The organism is Pseudomonas sp. UBA4194, assembly GCF_002379585.1.
In the GTDB taxonomy this organism is placed as follows: domain Bacteria; phylum Pseudomonadota; class Gammaproteobacteria; order Pseudomonadales; family Pseudomonadaceae; genus Aquipseudomonas.
This window is the reverse complement of sequence record NZ_DFUE01000086.1, coordinates 39,950-58,422: the sequence shown is the minus strand read 5'-3', so window position 1 is coordinate 58,422 and position 18,473 is coordinate 39,950. Positions and strand designations below refer to the sequence as shown.

The window sequence follows — 18,473 nt, the reverse complement described above, 5'->3', positions numbered from 1 at the left end:
AAGCGACGCGGCTTACGCCGCTGCTACAGGGAGGGGGCTTGCTGGCGGCGGCGCCATTGGGCGAGTTTCTGCGCCAGCGCCTGGGGGCTGTCCAGCGCCTGGCGACGGGCATGGGCAAACAGGATCATCGCCAGCTCGGCGGTCACCAGGGCATCGGCGCTGGCATGGTGGCGCTCGCCTGCCTGGAGGCCGAAGTAGCCGGTCCAGTCGTCCAGCCCCGCCTCGCGCAAGTGGGCGTCAGGGCAGAGCATCGGTGCCAGTTCGGCGACATCGAGGAACGGGTGCTGCAGCCGGTAGCCCAGGCTGTCGTGGAGGGCGCGGCTCAACATGCGCTCGTCGAACGGCGCGTGGAAGGCCAGCAGCGGGCTGTCACCGACGAAGGCCATGAAGTCCAGCAGCGCCTCGGCGGGTGCTTGTCCGGCGGCGATGGCATCCGGGCCCAGACCGTGAATCAACACGCTAGGGCTCAATTTCGATTCACTGCGCTGCAAGGTGCGCTCGAACTGCCGAGAGAAATCCACCGCCCCGTCCTCGATCACCACCGCGCCGATGGACAACACCTGGTCCTTGGCAGTGTTCAAGCCACTGGTTTCCAGGTCCAGTACCACCCAGCGCTGTTCGCGCAGACTGCAGATGCCCAGGGGGCGCGGCCTGGCCAGTTGGTGCAGGCGCTGCTGCTGGTTGCCGTCCAGGGTGGGCGTGGCACTGCGCAGCCAGTTGAACAACTTCACAACTGGTACCTCAGGCTCAGGCTGGCTTGCAGGCGCTGGGCCTGGCGCAAGGATTCGCGCAGGATGCGCCGGTCCAGGTCGTTGAGGCTGGCCGGGTCGACCCGGTTGGACCAGGGCAAGTTCTGGCGCGTCTGCAATTGATGCTGCTGCATACGGGTCTGCTGGATGAAGTGATAGGCCTCTTCGTAGGCGGCGCCGTCCAGAGCGTCGATCACTTCCTTGCCCACCAGCTGACGCAGGCGCTCCAGGGTATTGCTGGCCTCGATGCCATTGGCCAGGGCCAGCAGACGCGCGCCGTCGACGAAGGGCGTCAGGCCTTGCACCTTGAGGTCCAGGGTGGCCGCCTTGTCGCTGCCCTGGCGGGTCAATACGAAGTCGCGAAAGCGTCCTACAGGGGGCCGCTGGCGCAAGGCATTCTCTGCCAGCATGCGCTGGAACAGGCGGTTGTCGGCGACCTGCACCAGCACGCTCTGGCGCAGTTGGGCGCACGGCTTGTCGTCGCCCCACACCGTGCGCAGGTCAAAATAGATGCTGGAGTTGAGCAGGTTCTCCGGTGTGGCCTCGCGAATGAACGCCGCAAAGCGTCGCGCCCATTCAGCCCGCGACAGGCACAGCTCGGGGTTGCCGGCCATGATGTTGCCCTTGCACAGGCTGAAGCCGCACTGGGCCAGGCCCTGATTGATGTGGTGAGCCAACGGCAACAGCTTGCCGCGGATCTCGGCGGCGTGGGCCGCGTCGTCGGCCTCGAACAGGATGCCGTTGTCCTGGTCGGTGTACAGGGTTTGCTCGCGGCGGCCCTCGCTGCCGAAACACAGCCAGCTGAAAGGCACACCGGGGTCACCGCGCTCTTCCAGGGTCAGCTCGATAACGCGGCACACGGTGTGGTCGTTGAGCAGGGTAATGATCTGGGTGATCTGGGTCGATGACGCGCCATGGGCCAACATGCGTTCCACCAACTGGCTGATCTCTCCGCGCAACGCCACCAACTGTTCGATACGGCCGGCGTTGCGAATGGTGCGCGCCAGGTGCACCAGGTCGACCCGCTGCAGGGAAAACAGGTCTCGCTCCGACACCACCCCACACAGGCGGCGATCCTTGACCAGGCAGACGTGGGCAATATGCCGCTCGGTCATGGCCACGGCGGCGTCGAACGCACTGGCCTCGGGGCTGAGGTGAAAAGGCTCGGGAATCATGTAGCGGGCAATGGCGGCGCCGAAATCGGTGGCGGCATCGGCCACCGCCTGGCGCAGGTCGCGCAGGGTGAAGATACCTTGTGGCGCCTTGCGAACATCGACGATCACGATGCTGCCCACTTGCTGTTCGTGCATCAGCCGCACCGCTTCACGCAGCGGCGTATCGCGGTCGCAGATCACCGGGTGGCGCATGGCGAGGTCGCCCAGGCGGGTATTCAGCGAGTACTGGGTGCCCAGGGTTTCAACGGCCCGGCGCTGCACCTGTTGGTTGACCTGGTCGAGCAGGCTGCTGACCCCGCGCAGGGCGAAGTCGCGAAACGGATTGGACAGGGCGAACAGCTTGATGAATGCCGGCTTGTTCAGTTGCAGGCAGAAGGTATCCTCAGCCGCCAGGTGCTCGGTGCGCGTCGCCCGCTCACCCAGCAGCGCAGCCAGGGGGAAGCACTCACCGCTGGCGATCTCGAAGGTGGTTTCGGTACCGCGTCGGGCGCTGTGCGGGCGCTCGCCCACCACACGACCCTGTTTGACGACATAGAAGTGTTCGATAGGCCCGTCGGCCGGTTTGATGATGCTTTCGCCGCTGGCGTAGAAACGCAGCTGGCACTGCTCCACCAGAAACGCCAGGTGGGCGTTCTCCATTTGATTGAAGGGTGGGAAACGTTGCAGGAACTGCATGGTCCCATGGATGTTCTGCAACACCGCTGTTTTCCCGGCCTGGGTAAAGGCGTCGGTTTTGCTCATGACCACTACCGGCTATTTGTTCTTGTCGTGACGCCATGGTCGGCTTCGCGGCGGCGGGTGCCCATTGGACGTAAGTCTAAAAAAACCGCTCAGGCTTGGCATCCCACGCTGCATGCCGCACCTTATGCATCCAGCAAGGTGCGCCCAACGAGCCTTTGTCCGGCACCGGCCGATGCAGTGCACAGGTTGGCCTTGAATAAGAGACACGTATGTCCGAGCAAGATTTATTGAGTGATGACGAGCGTGAAGCGCTCAGCGAACTCAACCTCATCCCCGACCTGCCGCCCCAGCGGGCCTTGGTGGTGGACGACGACAAGGATTCGCGCGAGGTGCTCGCCGAGATCCTGCAGTTGCAGGGGATCGAGTGCCTGACTGCCGACAGCGCCATGACTGCCATGGCTCAGTTGCGCGGCAATAAAACCATTGGCCTGCTGATCACCGACCTGCGCATGGGGCCGGAGTCGGGGCTGGATTTGATTCGCGAGGTACGCGAGTCGGAGCGTGCGGCGTTGCCGATCATCATTATTTCCGGCGATGCCAATGTGAAGGATGCGATCGCGGCGATGCATTTGAGCGTGGTGGATTTTCTGCTCAAGCCGGTCGACAGCCGATTGCTGGTGGAGCTGGCGCGCAAGGAGCTGGGGCTGGCGTAGACCTGCCGGCCCCATCGCGGGTAGAACCCGCTCCCACAGAGACCTCATTGGCCAGCCATTGCCACCAATCCATCTGGAAGCACCATTGGCCAGCCCTTGCCACCATCCATCTGGAAGCATTGGCCAGCCTTCTGGGAGCAGCAGTGGCCAGCCCTTGCCACCAATCCATCTGGGAGCAGCAGCCAGCCATTGCCACCATTCCTTGTGATGGCAACTGTAGCCAGCAAACGACGCCAATCCCCTGTGGGAGCGGGTTCTACCCGCGATAGGGGCGCTGCGGTCTACAGCCCGTTCGCCGCCTTGAACTCCCGCCGCCGACGGTGCAACACCGGCTCGGTATAGCCATTGGGCTGCCGCGCGCCCTCTACCACCAACTCCAGCGCCGCCTGGAAAGCGATATTGCTGTCGAAGTCGGGCGCCATCGGCTTGTACAACGCATCGCCGGCGTTCTGCCGGTCCACCACCGGCGCCATGCGCTTGAGGCTTTCGATCACCTGCTGCTCGCTGGCAATGCCATGACGCAGCCAGTTGGCCAACAGCTGGCTGGAAATGCGCAAGGTCGCGCGGTCTTCCATCAGGCCGATGTCGTTGATGTCCGGCACCTTCGAGCAGCCCACGCCCTGATCGATCCAGCGCACCACGTAGCCCAGAATCCCCTGGGCATTGTTGTCCAGTTCGTTCTGGATCTCTTCAGCGCTCCAGTTCGTGTCAGCCGCCAGGGGCAGGGTCAGGATGTCATCCACCGACGCCGGCGTGCGCTGAGCCAGTTCGGCCTGCCGCGCGAATACGTCGACCTTGTGGTAATGCAGCGCGTGCAGGGCTGCCGCGGTGGGCGAGGGCACCCAGGCGGTGTTGGCACCGGCCAGCGGGTGGGCGATCTTCTGCTCCAGCATGGCGGCCATCAAGTCCGGCATGGCCCACATGCCTTTGCCGATCTGTGCCCGGCCCTGCAGGCCGGTCTTCAAACCGATGTCGACGTTGGAGTTCTCGTAGGCAGCGATCCACTTCTCACCTTTCATGGCCGCCTTGCGCACCACGGCGCCGGCCTCCATGGAGGTATGGATTTCGTCGCCGGTACGGTCCAGAAAACCGGTGTTGATGAACACCACACGTTCGGCAGCGGCCTGGATGCAGGCTTTGAGGTTGACCGTGGTGCGCCGTTCCTCGTCCATGATGCCGACCTTGAGCGTGTTGCGCGGCAGCGTCAGCACCTCTTCGATACGGCCGAACAGTTCGTTGGTGAAGGCGGCTTCTTCCGGGCCGTGCATCTTCGGCTTGACGATGTACACCGAGCCCGTGCGGCTGTTGTTGCGCCGGGTGTTGCCGTTCAGGCTGTGCATCGCCCCCAGGCTGGTCAGCAAGCCGTCGAGAATGCCTTCCGGCACCTCATTCCCTTGGGCATCGAGAATGGCATCGATGGTCATCAGATGACCGACGTTGCGCACGAACAGCAGGGAGCGACCGTGCAGGCTGACTTCGCCGCCTTGAGGCGCGGCGTAGTGACGGTCCGGGTTCATGGTGCGGGTAAAGGTCTGGCCGCCTTTGCTGACTTCTTCGGCCAGATCGCCTTTCATCAGGCCCAGCCAGTTGCGATAGATCACCACCTTGTCATCGGCGTCCACTGCGGCCACCGAGTCTTCGCAGTCCATGATGGTGGTCAGGGCGGCTTCCATCAGCACGTCCTTGACCCCGGCCGCATCGGTCTGGCCGACCGGGCTCGTGGCATCGATCTGAATCTCGAAGTGCAGGCCGTTGTTCTTCAGCAGCACCGCAGTCGGTTTGGCGGCATCACCCTGGTAGCCGATCAACTGGGCATCGTTGTTCAGCCCACTGTTGCTGCCGCCCTTGAGCGTCACCACCAGCTTGGCGTCGACGATCTTGTAGGCGGTGGAGTCCACATGGGAGCCAGCGGCCAGCGGCGCGGCCTGGTCGAGAAAGGCGCGGGCGAAGGCGATGACCTTGTCACCGCGGACCTTGTTGTAGCCTTGGGTTTTCTGCGCGCCGTCCGCCTCGCTGATCGCATCGGTGCCGTAGAGCGCGTCGTACAGCGAGCCCCACCGGGCGTTGGAGGCGTTGAGAGCGAATCGCGCGTTCATCACCGGCACCACCAGCTGCGGGCCGGCCATGCGTGCGATTTCGTCGTCGACATTCTGCGTGCTGGCCTGGAAGTCCGCGGCTTCTGGCAGCAGATAGCCGATGTCCTGGAGGAAGGCTTTGTAGGCGGCGGCATCGTGTGCCTGGCCCTGTCGCGCCTGATGCCAGGCGTCGATGCGCGCTTGCAGGTCGTCGCGCTTGGCCAGCAAGGCTTTGTTCTTGGGAGCGAGGTCGTTGATGATCTTTTCGGCCCCGGCCCAGAACTGCTCGGGACCCAGGCCAGTGCCGGGGATGGCTTCGTCGTTGACGAAGTCGAACAGGACCTTGGCGACCTGAAGGCCCCCGACTTGAACGTGTTCAGTCATTGCTTGCCTCACTCTGCTTGGAAATCCGCTCTGTAACAGCCATTCACGGTAGGTTGTGCGGGGTATGTAGTGCGCAAATTCGGATACTACATGATGCGCTGGGGTTGTGAAAATCCGGCTTGAATCGTTTTGCTCGTGACCCTGCTCGATCATCGAGTCACAGGGTGAAATCACATGTTCTAAAAAGTGTATGCAATTGTTCCATAAAAACGCTCAAACCGTACACAGGTTTCTGGCTCGCGCCTCTTGGCTACACTGCAAGGTGTAACCTGTATTGCCTACGCTGTTCAGCCCGCCATCAGGAACCGCCCCAATGGATCAACTTGTATTGACCGTTTACGCCCAGGACAAACCCGGGCAGCTCGACCGCCTGGCCCAGTGCATCCTGACCCATGAAGGCAACTGGCTGGAGAGCCGGCTGTCGCGCATGGCCGGGCAGTTCGCCGGCATCGTCAGCGTGGCGGTGGCGCCGGCTGCCGGGGCGGCGTTGCGGGCTTCACTGGCCGAGCTTGCCGGCCATGGCATTCAGGTGATCGTCGCCGATGGCGGCGTTCAGCCAAGCGCGGAGTGGCGACCGATCGCCATGGAGCTGGTGGGCAATGACCGCCCCGGCATCGTGCGTGACATTACCCGCTTGCTGGCCGAGCACGGGGTGAACCTGGAACGGCTCGTGACCGATGTACGGCCCGCGCCGATGAGTAACGAGCCACTGTTCCATGCCGAAGCGGTGTTGGCGGTGCCGCTGGATGTGGAGATGGGGGCGTTGCAGGGACAGCTGGAGGCGTTGGCCGATGAATTGATGGTGGAGCTGGTGTTGCAGTCATCGGGTTGAGGCGTGGGGCGCGAGCACTGACAGCCGTGAAAATGTTATCCCAGAAAAACCTGAACCCACCTGTGGATAACCTGTGGCGACGCCTCTGCAGCCCGCGCCGGCTGCGGGCTTCAAACGTCTGATCAAAAATCGAACAAATTCAATCGCTTGTGCACAAACGGCGTGGACCAGCCTGTGGATAACCTCTGAGCCAACCGCTGCAGCCCAGGCAGTGCAAGGCCTGCAGTCGGTTGGTCGATTTTTGATCAGCTGCGACGACGCATATTCAGCCAGATATCCACACTGTAAACCGCCAGGCCGGCCCAGATGAAAATGAACGTGACCAGGGTGGCAGGCGCCAGGTGCTCTCCATAGACATTCACGGCCAGCAACAGCACCAGGGTCGGTGCCAGGTACTGCAGGAACCCCAGGGTGGTGTACGGCAGGTGCCGCGCCGCCGCGTTGAAGCAGATGAGCGGCACCAGAGTGATCGGTCCGGCGGCCATTAGCCACAGTGCTTCACCGGTGCTCCAGAACGCAGGCTGAGCGCTGACCGCATCACCGTGCCAGAGCAACCATCCAGCCGCCAGGGGCACCAGCAACCAGGTTTCGATGACTAGGCCGGGCAGGGCGGCCACCGGTGCACGCTTGCGGATCAGGCCGTAGAAACCGAACGTCAGGGCCAGTGCCAACGACACCCATGGCAGGCTGCCGACCTGCCACAGTTGCTGGAGCACGCCGGTTGCGGCCAACGCCACTGCCAGCCACTGCAGCCGGCGCAAGCGCTCGCCGAGAATCAGCAAGCCCAGCAGTACGTTCACCAGGGGGTTGATGTAATAGCCCAGGCTGGCTTCGAGCAGCCGATCGTTATTGATCGCCCACACATAGACCAGCCAGTTGGCCGCGATCAGGCTACCGCTGCCCACCAGGATGGCCAGGCGCACGGGATGGTCACGCAACTCACGCCACCAGCCGGGGTGTTTCCACACCAGCAGCAGCAACGAGCCGAGCACGGCCGACCACAGCACGCGCTGGGCGATGATCTCGACGGCGGGGTAGTGGGAAACGGTCTTGAAGTAGAGGGGGATGAAGCCCCAGCAGATGTAGGCGCTCAGGCCCAGAATATAGCCCCGGCGGGGGTTGGCGGTGTGCATGGCATCCTGCTTTGTGTGCGGTTTTTATTGGGGAGGAACTGTTGCATATTTGCGGGAGCGGGACAATTCGGGAGGAGGGGATGAACGGTCCCCTCTCCCTCAGGGAGAGGGTTAGGGTGAGGGGACCCTTCACCACCGACCCAACCCCTAGAACAACTTCAAAGGCTCTTCATGCAACGCTGCCAATTGCTCCCGCAGCGCCAGCACCTGATCGCCCCAGTACCTTTCCGTCCCGAACCAGGGAAAACTGCGTGGAAACGCCGGGTCTTCCCAGCGTCGCGCCAGCCAGGCGCTGTAATGCATCAGGCGCAGGGCGCGCAGCGGTTCGATCAAGGCCAGCTCGCGCGGATCGAAATCGTGAAACTCTCGGTAGCCATCCATCAATTCCGACAGCTGACTCAGGCACTCCTGGCGATCGCCGGCCAGCATCATCCACAGGTCCTGCACCGCCGGCCCCATGCGGCAGTCATCGAGATCGACGATATGGAACACTTCGTCGCGGCACATCATGTTGCCGGGATGGCAATCACCGTGCATGCGAATGTTCTTGTGCGGCGTGGCCTTGTACACCTCTTCGACTCGCTTGAGCAGGTCGCGGGCCACTGACTCGTAAGCTGGCAGCAGGCTGCGCGGTACGTGATTGCCTTCCAGCAGGGTGGTCAGGGAATCGTGGCCGAAGTTCTGCACACCCAAGGCTTCACGGTGCTCGAACGGACGAGTCGAGCCCACTGCATGCAGGCGCCCGAGCAATTGACCCAGGCGGTACAGCTGGTCGAGGTTGCCGGGCTCCGGCGCGCGTCCGCCGCGGCGTGGGAACAGGGTGAAGCGAAAGCCAGCATGCTCGAACAGGGTTTCCCCGTTGTGCACCAACGGCGCGACCACCGGTACTTCGCAGTCGGCCAATTCGGCGGTGAAGGCGTGTTCTTCGAGGATGGCGGCGTTGGTCCAGCGATCGGGGCGGTAGAACTTGGCGATCAGCGGCTGGCTGTCTTCGATGCCCACCTGATAGACGCGGTTTTCGTAGCTGTTGAGCGCCAATACCCGAGCGTCGCTGAGAAAGCCGATGCTTTCGACGGCGTCCAGGACCAGGTCAGGTGTCAGTGTTTCAAAAGGGTGAGCCATGCGAACTCCTGCGCGCGGCAGGCTGCCGCGTCCGGCCACCCATGGTAGCGCAGACGCAGCGACAATGGGCGCCGAATCAGGCGCCGATCACCCCACCGTCTTCACGGCTGATGGCAATCACCGACGAGCGTGGCTTGCCGTTCGGCAGGTGCTCGGGGAAGGTCGAACCGCCGGCTTCACCGGGATGCTGGATGCCGATGAACAGGGTGCGTTGATCAGGTGCGAAACTCACCCCGGTCACTTCGCAGCCGACCGGGCCGACCATGAAGCGGCGGATCTCACCGGTAGCAGGGTCGGCGCAGAGCATCTGGTTGTTGCCCATGCCGGCGAAGTCACCCTTGTTGGTGGTGTCGCCGTCGGTCTGCACCCACAGTCGACCGGCGTCGTCGAAGGCCAGGCCATCCGGGCTGTTGAACATGTTCTGCGGATTGATGTTGGACGAGCCGCCCTTGGCCTGGCCGGGGTGAACGCTGGGGTTGCCGGCGACCAGGAACAGGTCCCACTCGAATGTCATGGCGCCGTGCTCGTCACCCGCTTCGCGCCAACGCAGGATCTGCCCGTAGACATTCTTCTCGCGGGGGTTGGGGCCGCCGACCGGCTGACCGTCATCGCCGCGTTTGACGTTGTTGGTGAGGGTGCAATACACCTGGCCGTCTTTGGGGCTGACCACGATCCACTCGGGGCGGTCCATGCGCGTGGCTTGCATGGCGGTGGCTGCCAGGCGTGCGTGAATCAGCACTTCCGCCTGACTGGCGAAGCCGTTGCTGGCGTCCAGGCCATGTTTGCCGTGGGTCAGTTCCAGCCACTGGCCGCGGCCCTTGGGATGGTCGGTATCGCCGTCGCCGTTGTCGAAACGGGCCACATACAGGGTGCCGTGGTCGAGCAAGTCGCGGTTGGCCTTGGGGTTGTGGTGGTCGATACGGTCACGGCTGATGAACTTGTAGATGAACTCGCCGCGCTCGTCGTCGCCCATGTACACCACGGCATGGCCATCCCTGGTTTCGGCCAGGGCCGCGTTCTCGTGCTTGAAACGGCCCAGCGCGGTGCGCTTGACGGGCATGGCAGTAGGGTCGAACGGATCGACTTCGACCACCCAGCCGTGGCGGTTCAATTCATTGGGCGTCTTGGCCATGTCGAAGCGCGGATCGTGGGGGTGCCAGTCGATCTCCTTGCTCGCTGCCACCACACCGTAGCGCTTCTGCGCCGGGGTGAACGCCAGGTTGGCATCGGTGCTGCCGAAGCAGTCGGTGAAGTTCTCTTCGCACGTCAGGTAGGTGCCCCACGGAGTCTTGCCGTTGGCGCAGTTCTGGAACGTGCCATGGACCAGCTTGCCGGTGATGTCGGCGGCGGTCTTGAGCAGGGCATCGCCGGCGGCTGGGCCGCTGACCCGAATCGGCGTGTTGCCGTGCACACGGCGGTTGTACTGCGAGCCCTGGACGAAGTGCCAGTGGCCGCTCTTGCGCTGGATCTCGATCACCGACAAACCTTCGCAGGCCAGGGCCTTGTGCACCTCGGCGGCAGACTTCGGCGCGCCGCCATGGGCGTACAGGTAGCGGTAGTTGGTGTATTCGTTGTTGATCGCCAGCAATGCGCGGTTGGCATCATTGGGGAAGGGGAACAGGCTCATGCCGTCGTTGTTGTCACCGAACTGCACTTCCTGGTCTTCGGCGCTGCCGTTGCCGCTGGGGTCGAAGGCCGGGCCACCGGCCTGCAGCGGCTGGCCCCAGCTGATCAGTACGCTGGCTTTGTAGCCAGGCGGCAGGCTGATGTCGTCGGCGGTGGCTGCGGCGATACTGGCAAAGCCCAGCAGCGTGCTGTTGCCAGCGCTGACGCTGGCGGCCAGGGCGCTGCGGGTCAGCAGGTTGCCGCCCAGAAACAGGGCCGCGCTGCACAGGGCGCCAGCGCCGATGAAGCGGCGACGGCTCAGCCCGGTGATCTTTTCAAGGTCGGTGGCTTGGTGTTCTTCTAATAGGCTCATGATGATCTCCCTTCAGGTCAGCGAGTACCTTAAGGAGGGATTGTGACGATCCGATTGCAAAAAGGTTGCGCAGTCGTTCAAACCGCGCATTTTCATTGTCGGCCGTCATGTGGGCGTTGTGTCACGGCCCCGCGTCAGCGGGCCACTTCACCAATGTCCAGCGCCTTGGGCAGCAGCTTGTTGGCGTAGAACAGGTCAGCAGTGGCCTGCTGCGCCTGGATGACGGTGTTGTCCACAGGCAGCACCGGTGACGGCGGACGGTTATCCACATAGCGTGCCACCACCGCCCGTGGCAGGCCCATGGACTGGGCCAGCAGGTCGATACTCTGCTCGGGCTCACTGCGAGTCAGCGCCTCGGCTGCGCTCAGCTCCGCCAGCAGGCTGTGGATAAACTCGCCATTGGCCTTGGCGAATTCGCGTCGCGCGGTATAGACGGGACCGCCGAGCCCCAGGCCTGTGCCATCGGCCAGCAAGCGTGCCTGGCCATCGCTCAGGGCCAATGACGAATAGGGTTCCCAGATCGCCCAGGCGTCGACGCTGCCTTGCTCGAACGCCGCCCGGGCATCGGCCGGGCTCAGGTACACCGGCTGGATATCCCGATAGTTCAAGCCAGCCTTGTTCAAGGCCCGCAGGATCAGGTTGTGGGCGCTGGAGCCTTTCTGGAAGGCAACCTTCTTGCCCTTCAGATCCACGACCTCGGCGATGCCGCTGCTGCCCTTGACCAACAACGTCTCGGCCTGGGGCTTGGCCGGTTCCGCGCCGACGTACACCAGGTCGGCCCCAGCGGCCTGGGCGAACAGCGGCGGAATGTCGCCGGTAGAGGCCACGTCCAGGCTGCCGATGTTCAGGGCTTCGAGCATCTGCGGCCCGGCGGGAAATTCGATCCACTGCACGTGGGTGTGAGCGAAGCGTTTCTCCAGCAAGCCGTGCTGCTTGGCCAGCACCAGGGCGATCGAGCCTTTCTGATAACCGATGCGTACGTCGGCGGGGTCAGCCCAGGCCGCTGCAGTGGCCGCCAGCAGCGCCAGCGCCGCGCACAGGCGAGCGATAGTGTTCATGTGGTCGTCCCTTATTGCGCCGTGGAGGGCTTTTCCCAGAGGTTGATGCCGCCTTCCACTGCATACCGATCGATCTCGGCCAGTTCCTCGGCACTGAATGTCAGGTTATCCAACGCGGCAACGTTCTCGATGATTTGCTCGGGGCGGCTGGCGCCGATCAAGGCGCTGGTCACGCGGGGATCGCGCAGGGTCCAGGCCAGTGCCAGCTGCGCCAGGCTCTGACCGCGGCGTTTGGCGATTTCGTCGAGCGCACGCACGTGGGCGAGGTTGGCCTCGCTCAGATGGCTGGGCAGCAACGAGCCGCCGCCCGGGCGATTGACCCGCGCGTCAGCGGGTACACCTTGCAGGTATTTGTCAGTCAGCAGACCCTGGGCCAGAGGGGTGAAGGCGATGACACCGGTACCCAGCGCGTCGGTGACCTGCAACAGGTCCTTTTCCACCCAGCGATTGAGCAGGTTGTAGGCCGGCTGGTGGATCAGCAGCGGCACTTTCCACTCCTTGAGCAGCGCGGCGATCTCCTGGGTCTTGACCCCGGAGTACGAGGAAATTCCGATATACAGGGCCTTGCCCTGTTGCACCGCGGTGGCCAGGGCGCTGGCCGTTTCCTCCAGCGGCGTATCGGGGTCGAAGCGGTGCGAATAGAAGATATCCACATAGTCCAGGCCCAGGCGTTGCAGGCTTTGGTCCAGGCTGGCCAGGATGTATTTGCGCGAGCCGCCACCTTGACCGTAAGGGCCTGGCCACATGTCCCACCCGGCCTTGCTGGAAATGATCAGTTCGTCGCGGTAGTGCTTGAAGTCTTCGCGCAGCAGGCGGCCGAAATGGGTCTCGGCACTGCCATAGGGCGGCCCGTAGTTATTGGCCAGGTCGAAGTGATTGATGCCCAGGTCGAAGGCGGTGCGCAGCAGGCTGCGCTGCGTGTCGATGGGGGTGCTGTCGCCAAAGTTGTGCCACAGCCCCAGGGACAGCGCGGGCAATACCAGGCCACTGCGGCCGACGCGGCGGTAGGGCAGGCTCTGGTAGCGGTTTTCGGCAGCGATGTAGGTCATGAAAGCCTCGTCATGCAGTGTGAAACAGCGCCGGAATCAGCGCGCGGTGATGTCGGGCAGGCCCAGATGCTCGCGCAACGTGGTGCCTGTGTATGCGGTACGGAACAGGCCGCGACGTTGCAGCTCGGGCACCACCTGCTGGGCGAAATCCTCGAGTCCGCCGGGCAGGTGCGGCACCAGCACGTTGAAGCCGTCCGCGGCATCGCTGTGAAACCATAGCTGCAATTGATCGGCGATCTGTGCCGGCGTGCCGATCAGGTTGAAATGCCCGCGGCCGCCAGCGATGCGCCGGCCCAGTTGCGCCAGGTTGAGGTGCTCGCGCTGGGCCAGCTCGCTGAGCAATTGCTGACGGCTGCGCTGGCCGCTGTCGGTCAGGGGCAGCTCGGGCAGCGGTCCGTCCAGCGGGTAGCCGGACAGGTCGAAGTTGCCCAGCATGCGGCCCAGCAGGGCCACTGCGACTTCAGGCTGCACCAGGTCCTGGAATTCTTCGAATTTGGCGTGAGCCAGTGCCTCGGTTTCGCCGACCACGACGAACACCCCTGGCATGATCTTCAGTTCATCGGCGGTGCGGCCGAAGGTGGCGGCACGGCTCTTGAGGTCGGCGTAGAACGCTTGCGCGGCGGACAGCGAAGGCTGTGCGGTAAAAATCACATCGGCGGTGCGCGCGGCCAGCTCGCGGCCGGCGTCCGAGGAGCCGGCCTGCACCACTACCGGCCGACCCTGGGGCGAGCGGGCGACGTTGAGCGGCCCCTTGACCTTGAAATGCTCGCCGACATGGTTCAGTTCATGGCGACCGGCCGGATCGTAGTATTGGCCGCTGGCCTTGTCGCGGACGAAGGCCTCGGCGCTCCAGCTGTCCCACAGGCCAGTGACCACCTGATGGAATTCTCGCGCCCGGCTGTAACGCTCGGCGTGGCCGATGTGTTCGTCGCGGCCGAAGTTGCCGGCTTCGGCGGCGGCATCGGAGGTCACCAGGTTCCAACCGGCGCGGCCGCCGGACAGATGATCCAGCGAGGCAAACTTGCGTGCTACGTGGTAGGGCTCGTTGTAGCTGGTGGTGACGGTGCTGATCAGGCCGATGCGTTCGGTGACCACGCTCAATGCCGAGAGCAGGGTCAAAGGCTCGAAGTGATCCGAGCGAGCCATCTGGCTGGCGCTGTCGCCGGTGGCTGCCGCGACGCTGTCGGCCAGAAACAGGGTGTCGAAGCAGGCCGCTTCGGCCACCTCGGCCAGGTGCCGGTAATGCCGGAAGTCGAGCCCGGCATTCGCCGGCACCTGGGGATGTCGCCAGGCAGCGACGTGGTGCCCGGTGGCCATCAGAAAGGCACCCAGTTTCATCTGTCTGCCACTCATGTCAGAAATCCTTGCGCAGTTGCACGCCGAAATAGCGCTCGTCGTCACGAGGCACGGCGCGGTAGATGTAGCCGCTGCCGCTGGCCAGCATTGGCGAGTACGACTTGTCGGCCAGGTTCTTGCCCAGCAGCGCGACACGCCAGCCGTTGTTGTAGTCGGCCAGGGCGATGCTGGCATTCCAGATGCCGTAGGCACCCTGCCGGGTGTCCGGATTCTGGCTGATGTCGTACTGCACTTCGCTCTGCCAGCTGTAATCGGTCCCCAGCTCCACGTCCAGGCCATTGGCCAGGGGAATGCTGTAGTCGGCGCGCACGTAGCTTTTCCAGTCGGGGCTGTAGGGCAGGGTCTTGCCGTCGACGTTGCACGACGCCGCCGCGCCGGCCGGGCAACTGAACTGGTCGATGCGCGCCTTGGTGTAGGCCAGAGCGCCGGACAGTTTGAGGTTCGGTGTGGCCTGCAGGGCGTAGTCCAGTTCGACACCTTCGGTGCTGACGCTGCCGGCGTTGATCAGGCGGGTGACCACTTGACCGGCCACGGTGTCGAAGAAGTTGGCCTGATAGTTGTCGTAATCGCTGTGGAACACCGCCAGGTTGGTGGTCAGGCGATTGTCCCACGCACTGGCCTTGATGCCTGCTTCCCAAGTGTTGGAGGTTTCCGGCTTGAGGGCATCGGTGTCGCGCGGCTGCATGTTGAAGAACACGTTGTAGGCCGGGCCCTTGTAGCCGCGCGAATAGGTCACGTAGGCCATGACGTCGTCGCTGAGGTCGTACTGCACCCCCAGCCGCCCGGACCAGCCATCCTCATCCACCGAGCCTGAACTGCGGGTGGCCGGTTGGATGCCACTGACCGTGGTGGCCGAGGTCGAGGCCCGGCGGTGGTCGTACTCCAGGTCGTCATGGGTCCAGCGCAGGCCCGCGATGCCACGCAGCCGGGAAGTGAAGTTCAAGGTGGTTTCACCGAACACCGAGTAACTGTCGCTGGTGGTGCTGTAATCGGCCACGCCGCGTTGTACGCCGGTCGGTGTCACCAGGGAGCGGCGGTAGGTCTCCTCATCCTTGCCATGCATGTAGAACAGGCCGCCCACGTACTCGACGAACTCGCCTTTGGGCGAGGCCAGACGCAGCTCCTGGGAATACTGGTCATAGCTCAGGTCACCTTTGTCTTCGGTACCGGGGAATGCGGTGCTGACGGTCGCCAGGCGGTCGCCGTCCTGCCATTGGGTGTTGTCCCAGCCGCGCCAGGCGGTGATGGAAGTCAGCGTGTAGTCGCCCAGGTTCCAGTCCAACTGTGCCGACAGGCCCTTGTTGATGTCCTCGACATGGCTGCGGTAGTCGCTGACGATGTTGCGGCTGTGATTGCTGGCGTCTACCGGCGCCAGGGCACTTGCGAAGCCGGGGGTCAGGGCCTTGCTGACCACGCCGTTGGGGGCGTCGTCGTGGCTTTGCATGTAGTCGGCGGCAAGGGTCAGGGTCAGGTCGTCGCTGGGGGTGAACACCAGCTTGCCGCGGATGCCCTTGCGGTTGTAGCCGTTGACCTCATGGCCATTGGCGCGGTTGTCGACGTTGCCGTCATAGCTGCCGAACAACGTGGTGAGCGAGCCCTTGAGGGTGTCCGGAATCAGGCTGCCGCCGATACCGAAGCGAGTGCGGCTTTCGTTGCCGCTGTAGTACGACTGATCGATGTAGCCGTGAGTCTCTTCGGTAGGCGCCTTGGTGACGATGTTCAGCACGCCAGCCGAGGCGTTCTTGCCGAACAGCGTGCCTTGGGGCCCGCGCAGCACTTCGATGCGTTCCAGGTCCAACAGGTCCAGGGTGGCCTGACCGGGACGGCCGTACACCACGCCATCGATGACCGTGGCCACGGTGGGCTCGACACCCGGCGACGTGGAGATGGTGCCCACGCCGCGAATGAACAGCGACGTGTCCTTGTTCGAGGCACCGGTGCGGAAGTTAAGGCTGGGCACCTGTTGCACGATACTCGCCACGCCGTTGCGGTTGTCCCGTTCCAACTGCTCGCCATCGACCACCGATACGGCCACTGGTACCTTCTGCAGCGACTCGGCGCGGCGGGTGGCGGTGACGGTCACCGCCTGCAGGCTGACGGATTCGCCGTCGTTCTGGGCGGCGAAGGCAGGCGTCGCGGCCAATGCCAGGGCGGCGGCGATGGCCTGGGACAATACTGAAGTCGTGATCGCGAAAGGTTGACGCTGTTGCATGGCGGCGGTCGCTCGAACGTGGGCTGAATGTTGTTTTGGATCAGCGCAGCATTCGCTCGAGCGAGTAGCAGACAGATGATTTGGTTAGCGCTAACATGGCCAATAGTGAAGATCGCCGGTTATGCGGTCAAATACCGTAATTTCTACTCTTTATATTTTCTGGTTATTAGAGGCCGTCGGGTGACCGAATCCAAGACCCCCCGTAAACGCCGTGGCGCAGGCCGCGTCACGCTTACCCGCGTAGCGGCCCATGCGGGCGTGTCGGCCATGACGGTATCGCGCTATTTCAACCGTCCCGACCTGGTTTCGGCCGAGCACCAGCGGCGCATTGCCCTGGCAGTGAGCGAGTTGGGCTATGTGCCGAACCTGGTCGCTGGCGGGTTGGCGTCGGCGCGGGGCAAAATTGTCGGCATGGTCATACCGAATATCTCCGGACCGATCTTCGCCAATACCATTCAGGGATTCAGCGACACCTTGAGTCGCCATGGGTACCAACTGCTGCTGGCCTCCAGCTACTTCAGCGCCGAGCAGGAAGAAAGTGCTGTGCGCGCGTTTCTCGGCTGGTCCCCGGCGGCGCTGGTGCTGACCAGCCGCTTCCATAGCGCGGGTACCGAGAAAATGCTCGCCGAGGCGGATATACCACTGGTGGAGACCTGGGATTACCAGCCCGAGCGCGCGCCGATGCAAGTCGGCTTTTCGCATTTTCAGGTGGGCGTCAGTGCCGCCCGCTACCTTCACGGCTTGGGCTATCGGCGAATCGCGTTCGTGCAGAACAGCGCTGCGGGCGACTTCAGCGCCCTGGAACGTCGAGACGGCTACGCCGCCACATTGAGCGAACTGGGCTTGGCCGCTCAGGTATTTGCACCCGATGCCGCGCTGGCGCCGTTCGAGGCCGGCAAGCAGGCCATGCATGCCCTGATGGCTCGCCCGTTGCGCCCGGATGCGATCATCTTCGCCAACGACAACCTCGCCGCCGGCGGCCTGCTCGCCGCCCAGCGCGCCGGGCTGCGCATCCCCCAGGATTGCGCGGTGATGGGTTTCGGTGACTATCCCTTCGCCGAAATGCTCATGCCGAGCCTGACCACCATCAAGCCCCCGGCGCTGGAGATCGGCGTGCTGGCGGCCACCCGGGTGCTGCAAAGCCTGGGCGTGCTGGCCGGCGAAGCGCCGCCTCAGAACATGCTGACGTGCGAGCTGATGCCGCGAGAGAGCACCTGAAGTTCGGAAACACAGTGCTTTTGCACGCCTGTCTAAAAATGAAACACTGGAATGCATTAGCTAACATGGCGGGCTAAGCTAGAATTCAGCCAAACCCGTATGGAGTCACTGCTTATGGCCATTCACAACATTCACGATGCCAAGAGCAATCTGTCGCGCCTGCTCGAACAGGCGGCAGCCGGTGAAGTGGTGGTTATCGCCAAGGCAGGTAAGCCAATAGCCAAACTGGTCGCTTATGATGCGCCACTGCCCGATGAAGCAAAGCGTATAGGTTTCATGGTTGACCTTGTGGTTCCCGAAGACTTTGATGAGCTCGACAATGACGTCGCCGACCTCTTCGAGGGCAAGGTGTGAAGCTACTGCTGGACACGCATATTCTGATCTGGGTGGCTCAGGACAGCCCGATGCTCTCGCCGAAAGCGCGAGCATTGATCGCGAATCTAGATCACGAGCTGTACTTCAGTGCAGCCAGCCTGTGGGAGCTGGCGATCAAGAACAGCCTCAGCCGCACAGGCTCGGTGATCGATACGGCGCGTCTGCGTCGCCAACTGCTGCTCAACGGTTACACCGAGCTGCCCATTACGTCAGCGCATGCAATGGCGGTGGAAAACCTGCCGCCCATCCACCGTGACCCGTTCGATCGACTGCTGTTCGCCCAGGCGAGTACCGAGAGCCTGCAGCTGTTGACCGCCGATGCGCTGCTGGTTCAGTACGGTCCGCCCACCGTTCAGGTCTGAG

Annotated in this window: 15 protein-coding genes; 5 read left to right on the top strand and 10 right to left on the bottom strand. The window is 63.5% G+C overall.

The genetic code is table 11. The annotated features are described in order from the left end of the window. Positions 1–23 precede the first annotated feature (23 nt). Entirely contained in the window at positions 24–731 is a 708-nt protein-coding gene (locus B3397_RS21330) for a 3'-5' exonuclease (RefSeq protein ID WP_296253778.1), read from the bottom strand. Then, positions 728–2,665, bottom strand: coding sequence for a DUF294 nucleotidyltransferase-like domain-containing protein (locus B3397_RS21325; RefSeq protein WP_296253777.1), 1,938 nt, complete (start codon positions 2,663–2,665; stop codon positions 728–730). The genes B3397_RS21330 and B3397_RS21325 overlap by 4 nt, the downstream gene beginning before the upstream one ends. 209 nt (positions 2,666–2,874) lie before the next feature. Here B3397_RS21325 and B3397_RS21320 point away from each other — a divergent pair, with 209 nt between their 5' ends. Continuing rightward, the gene (locus tag B3397_RS21320) at positions 2,875–3,318 is read left to right on the top strand and encodes a response regulator (protein WP_296253774.1); all 444 of its coding nucleotides are present in this window, start codon (positions 2,875–2,877) and stop codon (positions 3,316–3,318) included. Between the two features lie 281 nt (positions 3,319–3,599). Here the strand turns inward: B3397_RS21320 and B3397_RS21315 are convergent, their stop codons facing one another. Further along, a complete protein-coding gene (locus tag B3397_RS21315; RefSeq protein WP_296253772.1) occupies positions 3,600–5,777 on the bottom strand; it encodes a malate synthase G in 2,178 nt (725 codons plus the stop codon). A 313-nt stretch (positions 5,778–6,090) separates the two neighbouring features. On the opposite strand from B3397_RS21315, the gene B3397_RS21310 reads away from it, so the two are divergent. After that, complete coding sequence (locus B3397_RS21310; protein WP_296253771.1) at positions 6,091–6,609, top strand: glycine cleavage system protein R; 519 nt, start codon at positions 6,091–6,093, stop codon at positions 6,607–6,609. A gap of 245 nt (positions 6,610–6,854) precedes the next feature. Here the strand turns inward: B3397_RS21310 and rarD are convergent, their stop codons facing one another. The 7 genes from rarD to B3397_RS21275 all read right to left on the bottom strand — a co-directional run bounded on the left by rarD (position 6,855) and on the right by B3397_RS21275 (position 16,517). Then, positions 6,855–7,742, bottom strand: coding sequence for an EamA family transporter RarD (rarD, locus tag B3397_RS21305; protein ID WP_296253770.1), 888 nt, complete (start codon positions 7,740–7,742; stop codon positions 6,855–6,857). A 147-nt stretch (positions 7,743–7,889) separates the two neighbouring features. Continuing rightward, positions 7,890–8,864 carry a serine/threonine protein kinase gene (locus B3397_RS21300; protein WP_296253769.1) on the bottom strand — a complete coding sequence of 325 codons (975 nt, stop codon included), beginning with the start codon at positions 8,862–8,864 and terminating at the stop codon, positions 7,890–7,892. Positions 8,865–8,940: 76 nt separating this feature from the next. Next, on the bottom strand, positions 8,941–10,842 hold the full coding sequence (locus tag B3397_RS21295; protein ID WP_296253768.1) for a PhoX family protein: 1,902 nt from the start codon (positions 10,840–10,842) through the stop codon (positions 8,941–8,943). Positions 10,843–10,976: 134 nt separating this feature from the next. Beyond that, the gene (locus tag B3397_RS21290) at positions 10,977–11,900 is read right to left on the bottom strand and encodes an aliphatic sulfonate ABC transporter substrate-binding protein (RefSeq protein ID WP_296253767.1); all 924 of its coding nucleotides are present in this window, start codon (positions 11,898–11,900) and stop codon (positions 10,977–10,979) included. Positions 11,901–11,911: 11 nt separating this feature from the next. Next, the gene (mgrA, locus tag B3397_RS21285) at positions 11,912–12,949 is read right to left on the bottom strand and encodes an L-glyceraldehyde 3-phosphate reductase (protein ID WP_296253766.1); all 1,038 of its coding nucleotides are present in this window, start codon (positions 12,947–12,949) and stop codon (positions 11,912–11,914) included. A gap of 36 nt (positions 12,950–12,985) precedes the next feature. Next, positions 12,986–14,302 (bottom strand): LLM class flavin-dependent oxidoreductase, encoded by a 1,317-nt coding sequence (locus tag B3397_RS21280; protein ID WP_296253765.1) that lies wholly within the window; start codon positions 14,300–14,302, stop codon positions 12,986–12,988. 1 nt (position 14,303) lies between these two features. Next, complete coding sequence (locus tag B3397_RS21275) at positions 14,304–16,517, bottom strand: TonB-dependent receptor (protein ID WP_296253764.1); 2,214 nt, start codon at positions 16,515–16,517, stop codon at positions 14,304–14,306. Between the two features lie 180 nt (positions 16,518–16,697). On the opposite strand from B3397_RS21275, the gene B3397_RS21270 reads away from it, so the two are divergent. From B3397_RS21270 to B3397_RS21260, 3 genes are all read left to right on the top strand, one after another. Further along, positions 16,698–17,735, top strand: a complete 1,038-nt coding sequence (locus tag B3397_RS21270; protein ID WP_296253763.1) for a LacI family DNA-binding transcriptional regulator — start codon at positions 16,698–16,700, stop codon at positions 17,733–17,735. Positions 17,736–17,849: 114 nt separating this feature from the next. Further along, positions 17,850–18,089, top strand: coding sequence for a type II toxin-antitoxin system Phd/YefM family antitoxin (locus B3397_RS21265; protein ID WP_296253762.1), 240 nt, complete (start codon positions 17,850–17,852; stop codon positions 18,087–18,089). Beyond that, positions 18,086–18,472, top strand: a complete 387-nt coding sequence (locus B3397_RS21260) for a type II toxin-antitoxin system VapC family toxin (protein WP_296253761.1) — start codon at positions 18,086–18,088, stop codon at positions 18,470–18,472. The genes B3397_RS21265 and B3397_RS21260 overlap by 4 nt, the downstream gene beginning before the upstream one ends. Position 18,473: the final 1 nt, after the last annotated feature.

What these genes read in the sequence shown, in the direction of transcription:
- B3397_RS21325 (WP_296253777.1), bottom strand. Translation starts at nt 2,665, where the DNA reads ATGAGCAAAACCGACGCCTTTACCCAGGCCGGGAAAACAGCGGTGTTG.
- B3397_RS21320 (WP_296253774.1), top strand. Translation starts at nt 2,875, where the DNA reads ATGTCCGAGCAAGATTTATTGAGTGATGACGAGCGTGAAGCGCTCAGC.
- B3397_RS21315 (WP_296253772.1), bottom strand. Translation starts at nt 5,777, where the DNA reads ATGACTGAACACGTTCAAGTCGGGGGCCTTCAGGTCGCCAAGGTCCTG.
- B3397_RS21310 (WP_296253771.1), top strand. Translation starts at nt 6,091, where the DNA reads ATGGATCAACTTGTATTGACCGTTTACGCCCAGGACAAACCCGGGCAG.
- rarD (WP_296253770.1), bottom strand. Translation starts at nt 7,742, where the DNA reads ATGCACACCGCCAACCCCCGCCGGGGCTATATTCTGGGCCTGAGCGCC.
- B3397_RS21300 (WP_296253769.1), bottom strand. Translation starts at nt 8,864, where the DNA reads ATGGCTCACCCTTTTGAAACACTGACACCTGACCTGGTCCTGGACGCC.
- B3397_RS21295 (WP_296253768.1), bottom strand. Translation starts at nt 10,842, where the DNA reads ATGAGCCTATTAGAAGAACACCAAGCCACCGACCTTGAAAAGATCACC.
- B3397_RS21290 (WP_296253767.1), bottom strand. Translation starts at nt 11,900, where the DNA reads ATGAACACTATCGCTCGCCTGTGCGCGGCGCTGGCGCTGCTGGCGGCC.
- mgrA (WP_296253766.1), bottom strand. Translation starts at nt 12,949, where the DNA reads ATGACCTACATCGCTGCCGAAAACCGCTACCAGAGCCTGCCCTACCGC.
- B3397_RS21280 (WP_296253765.1), bottom strand. Translation starts at nt 14,302, where the DNA reads ATGAGTGGCAGACAGATGAAACTGGGTGCCTTTCTGATGGCCACCGGG.
- B3397_RS21275 (WP_296253764.1), bottom strand. Translation starts at nt 16,517, where the DNA reads ATGCAACAGCGTCAACCTTTCGCGATCACGACTTCAGTATTGTCCCAG.
- B3397_RS21265 (WP_296253762.1), top strand. Translation starts at nt 17,850, where the DNA reads ATGGCCATTCACAACATTCACGATGCCAAGAGCAATCTGTCGCGCCTG.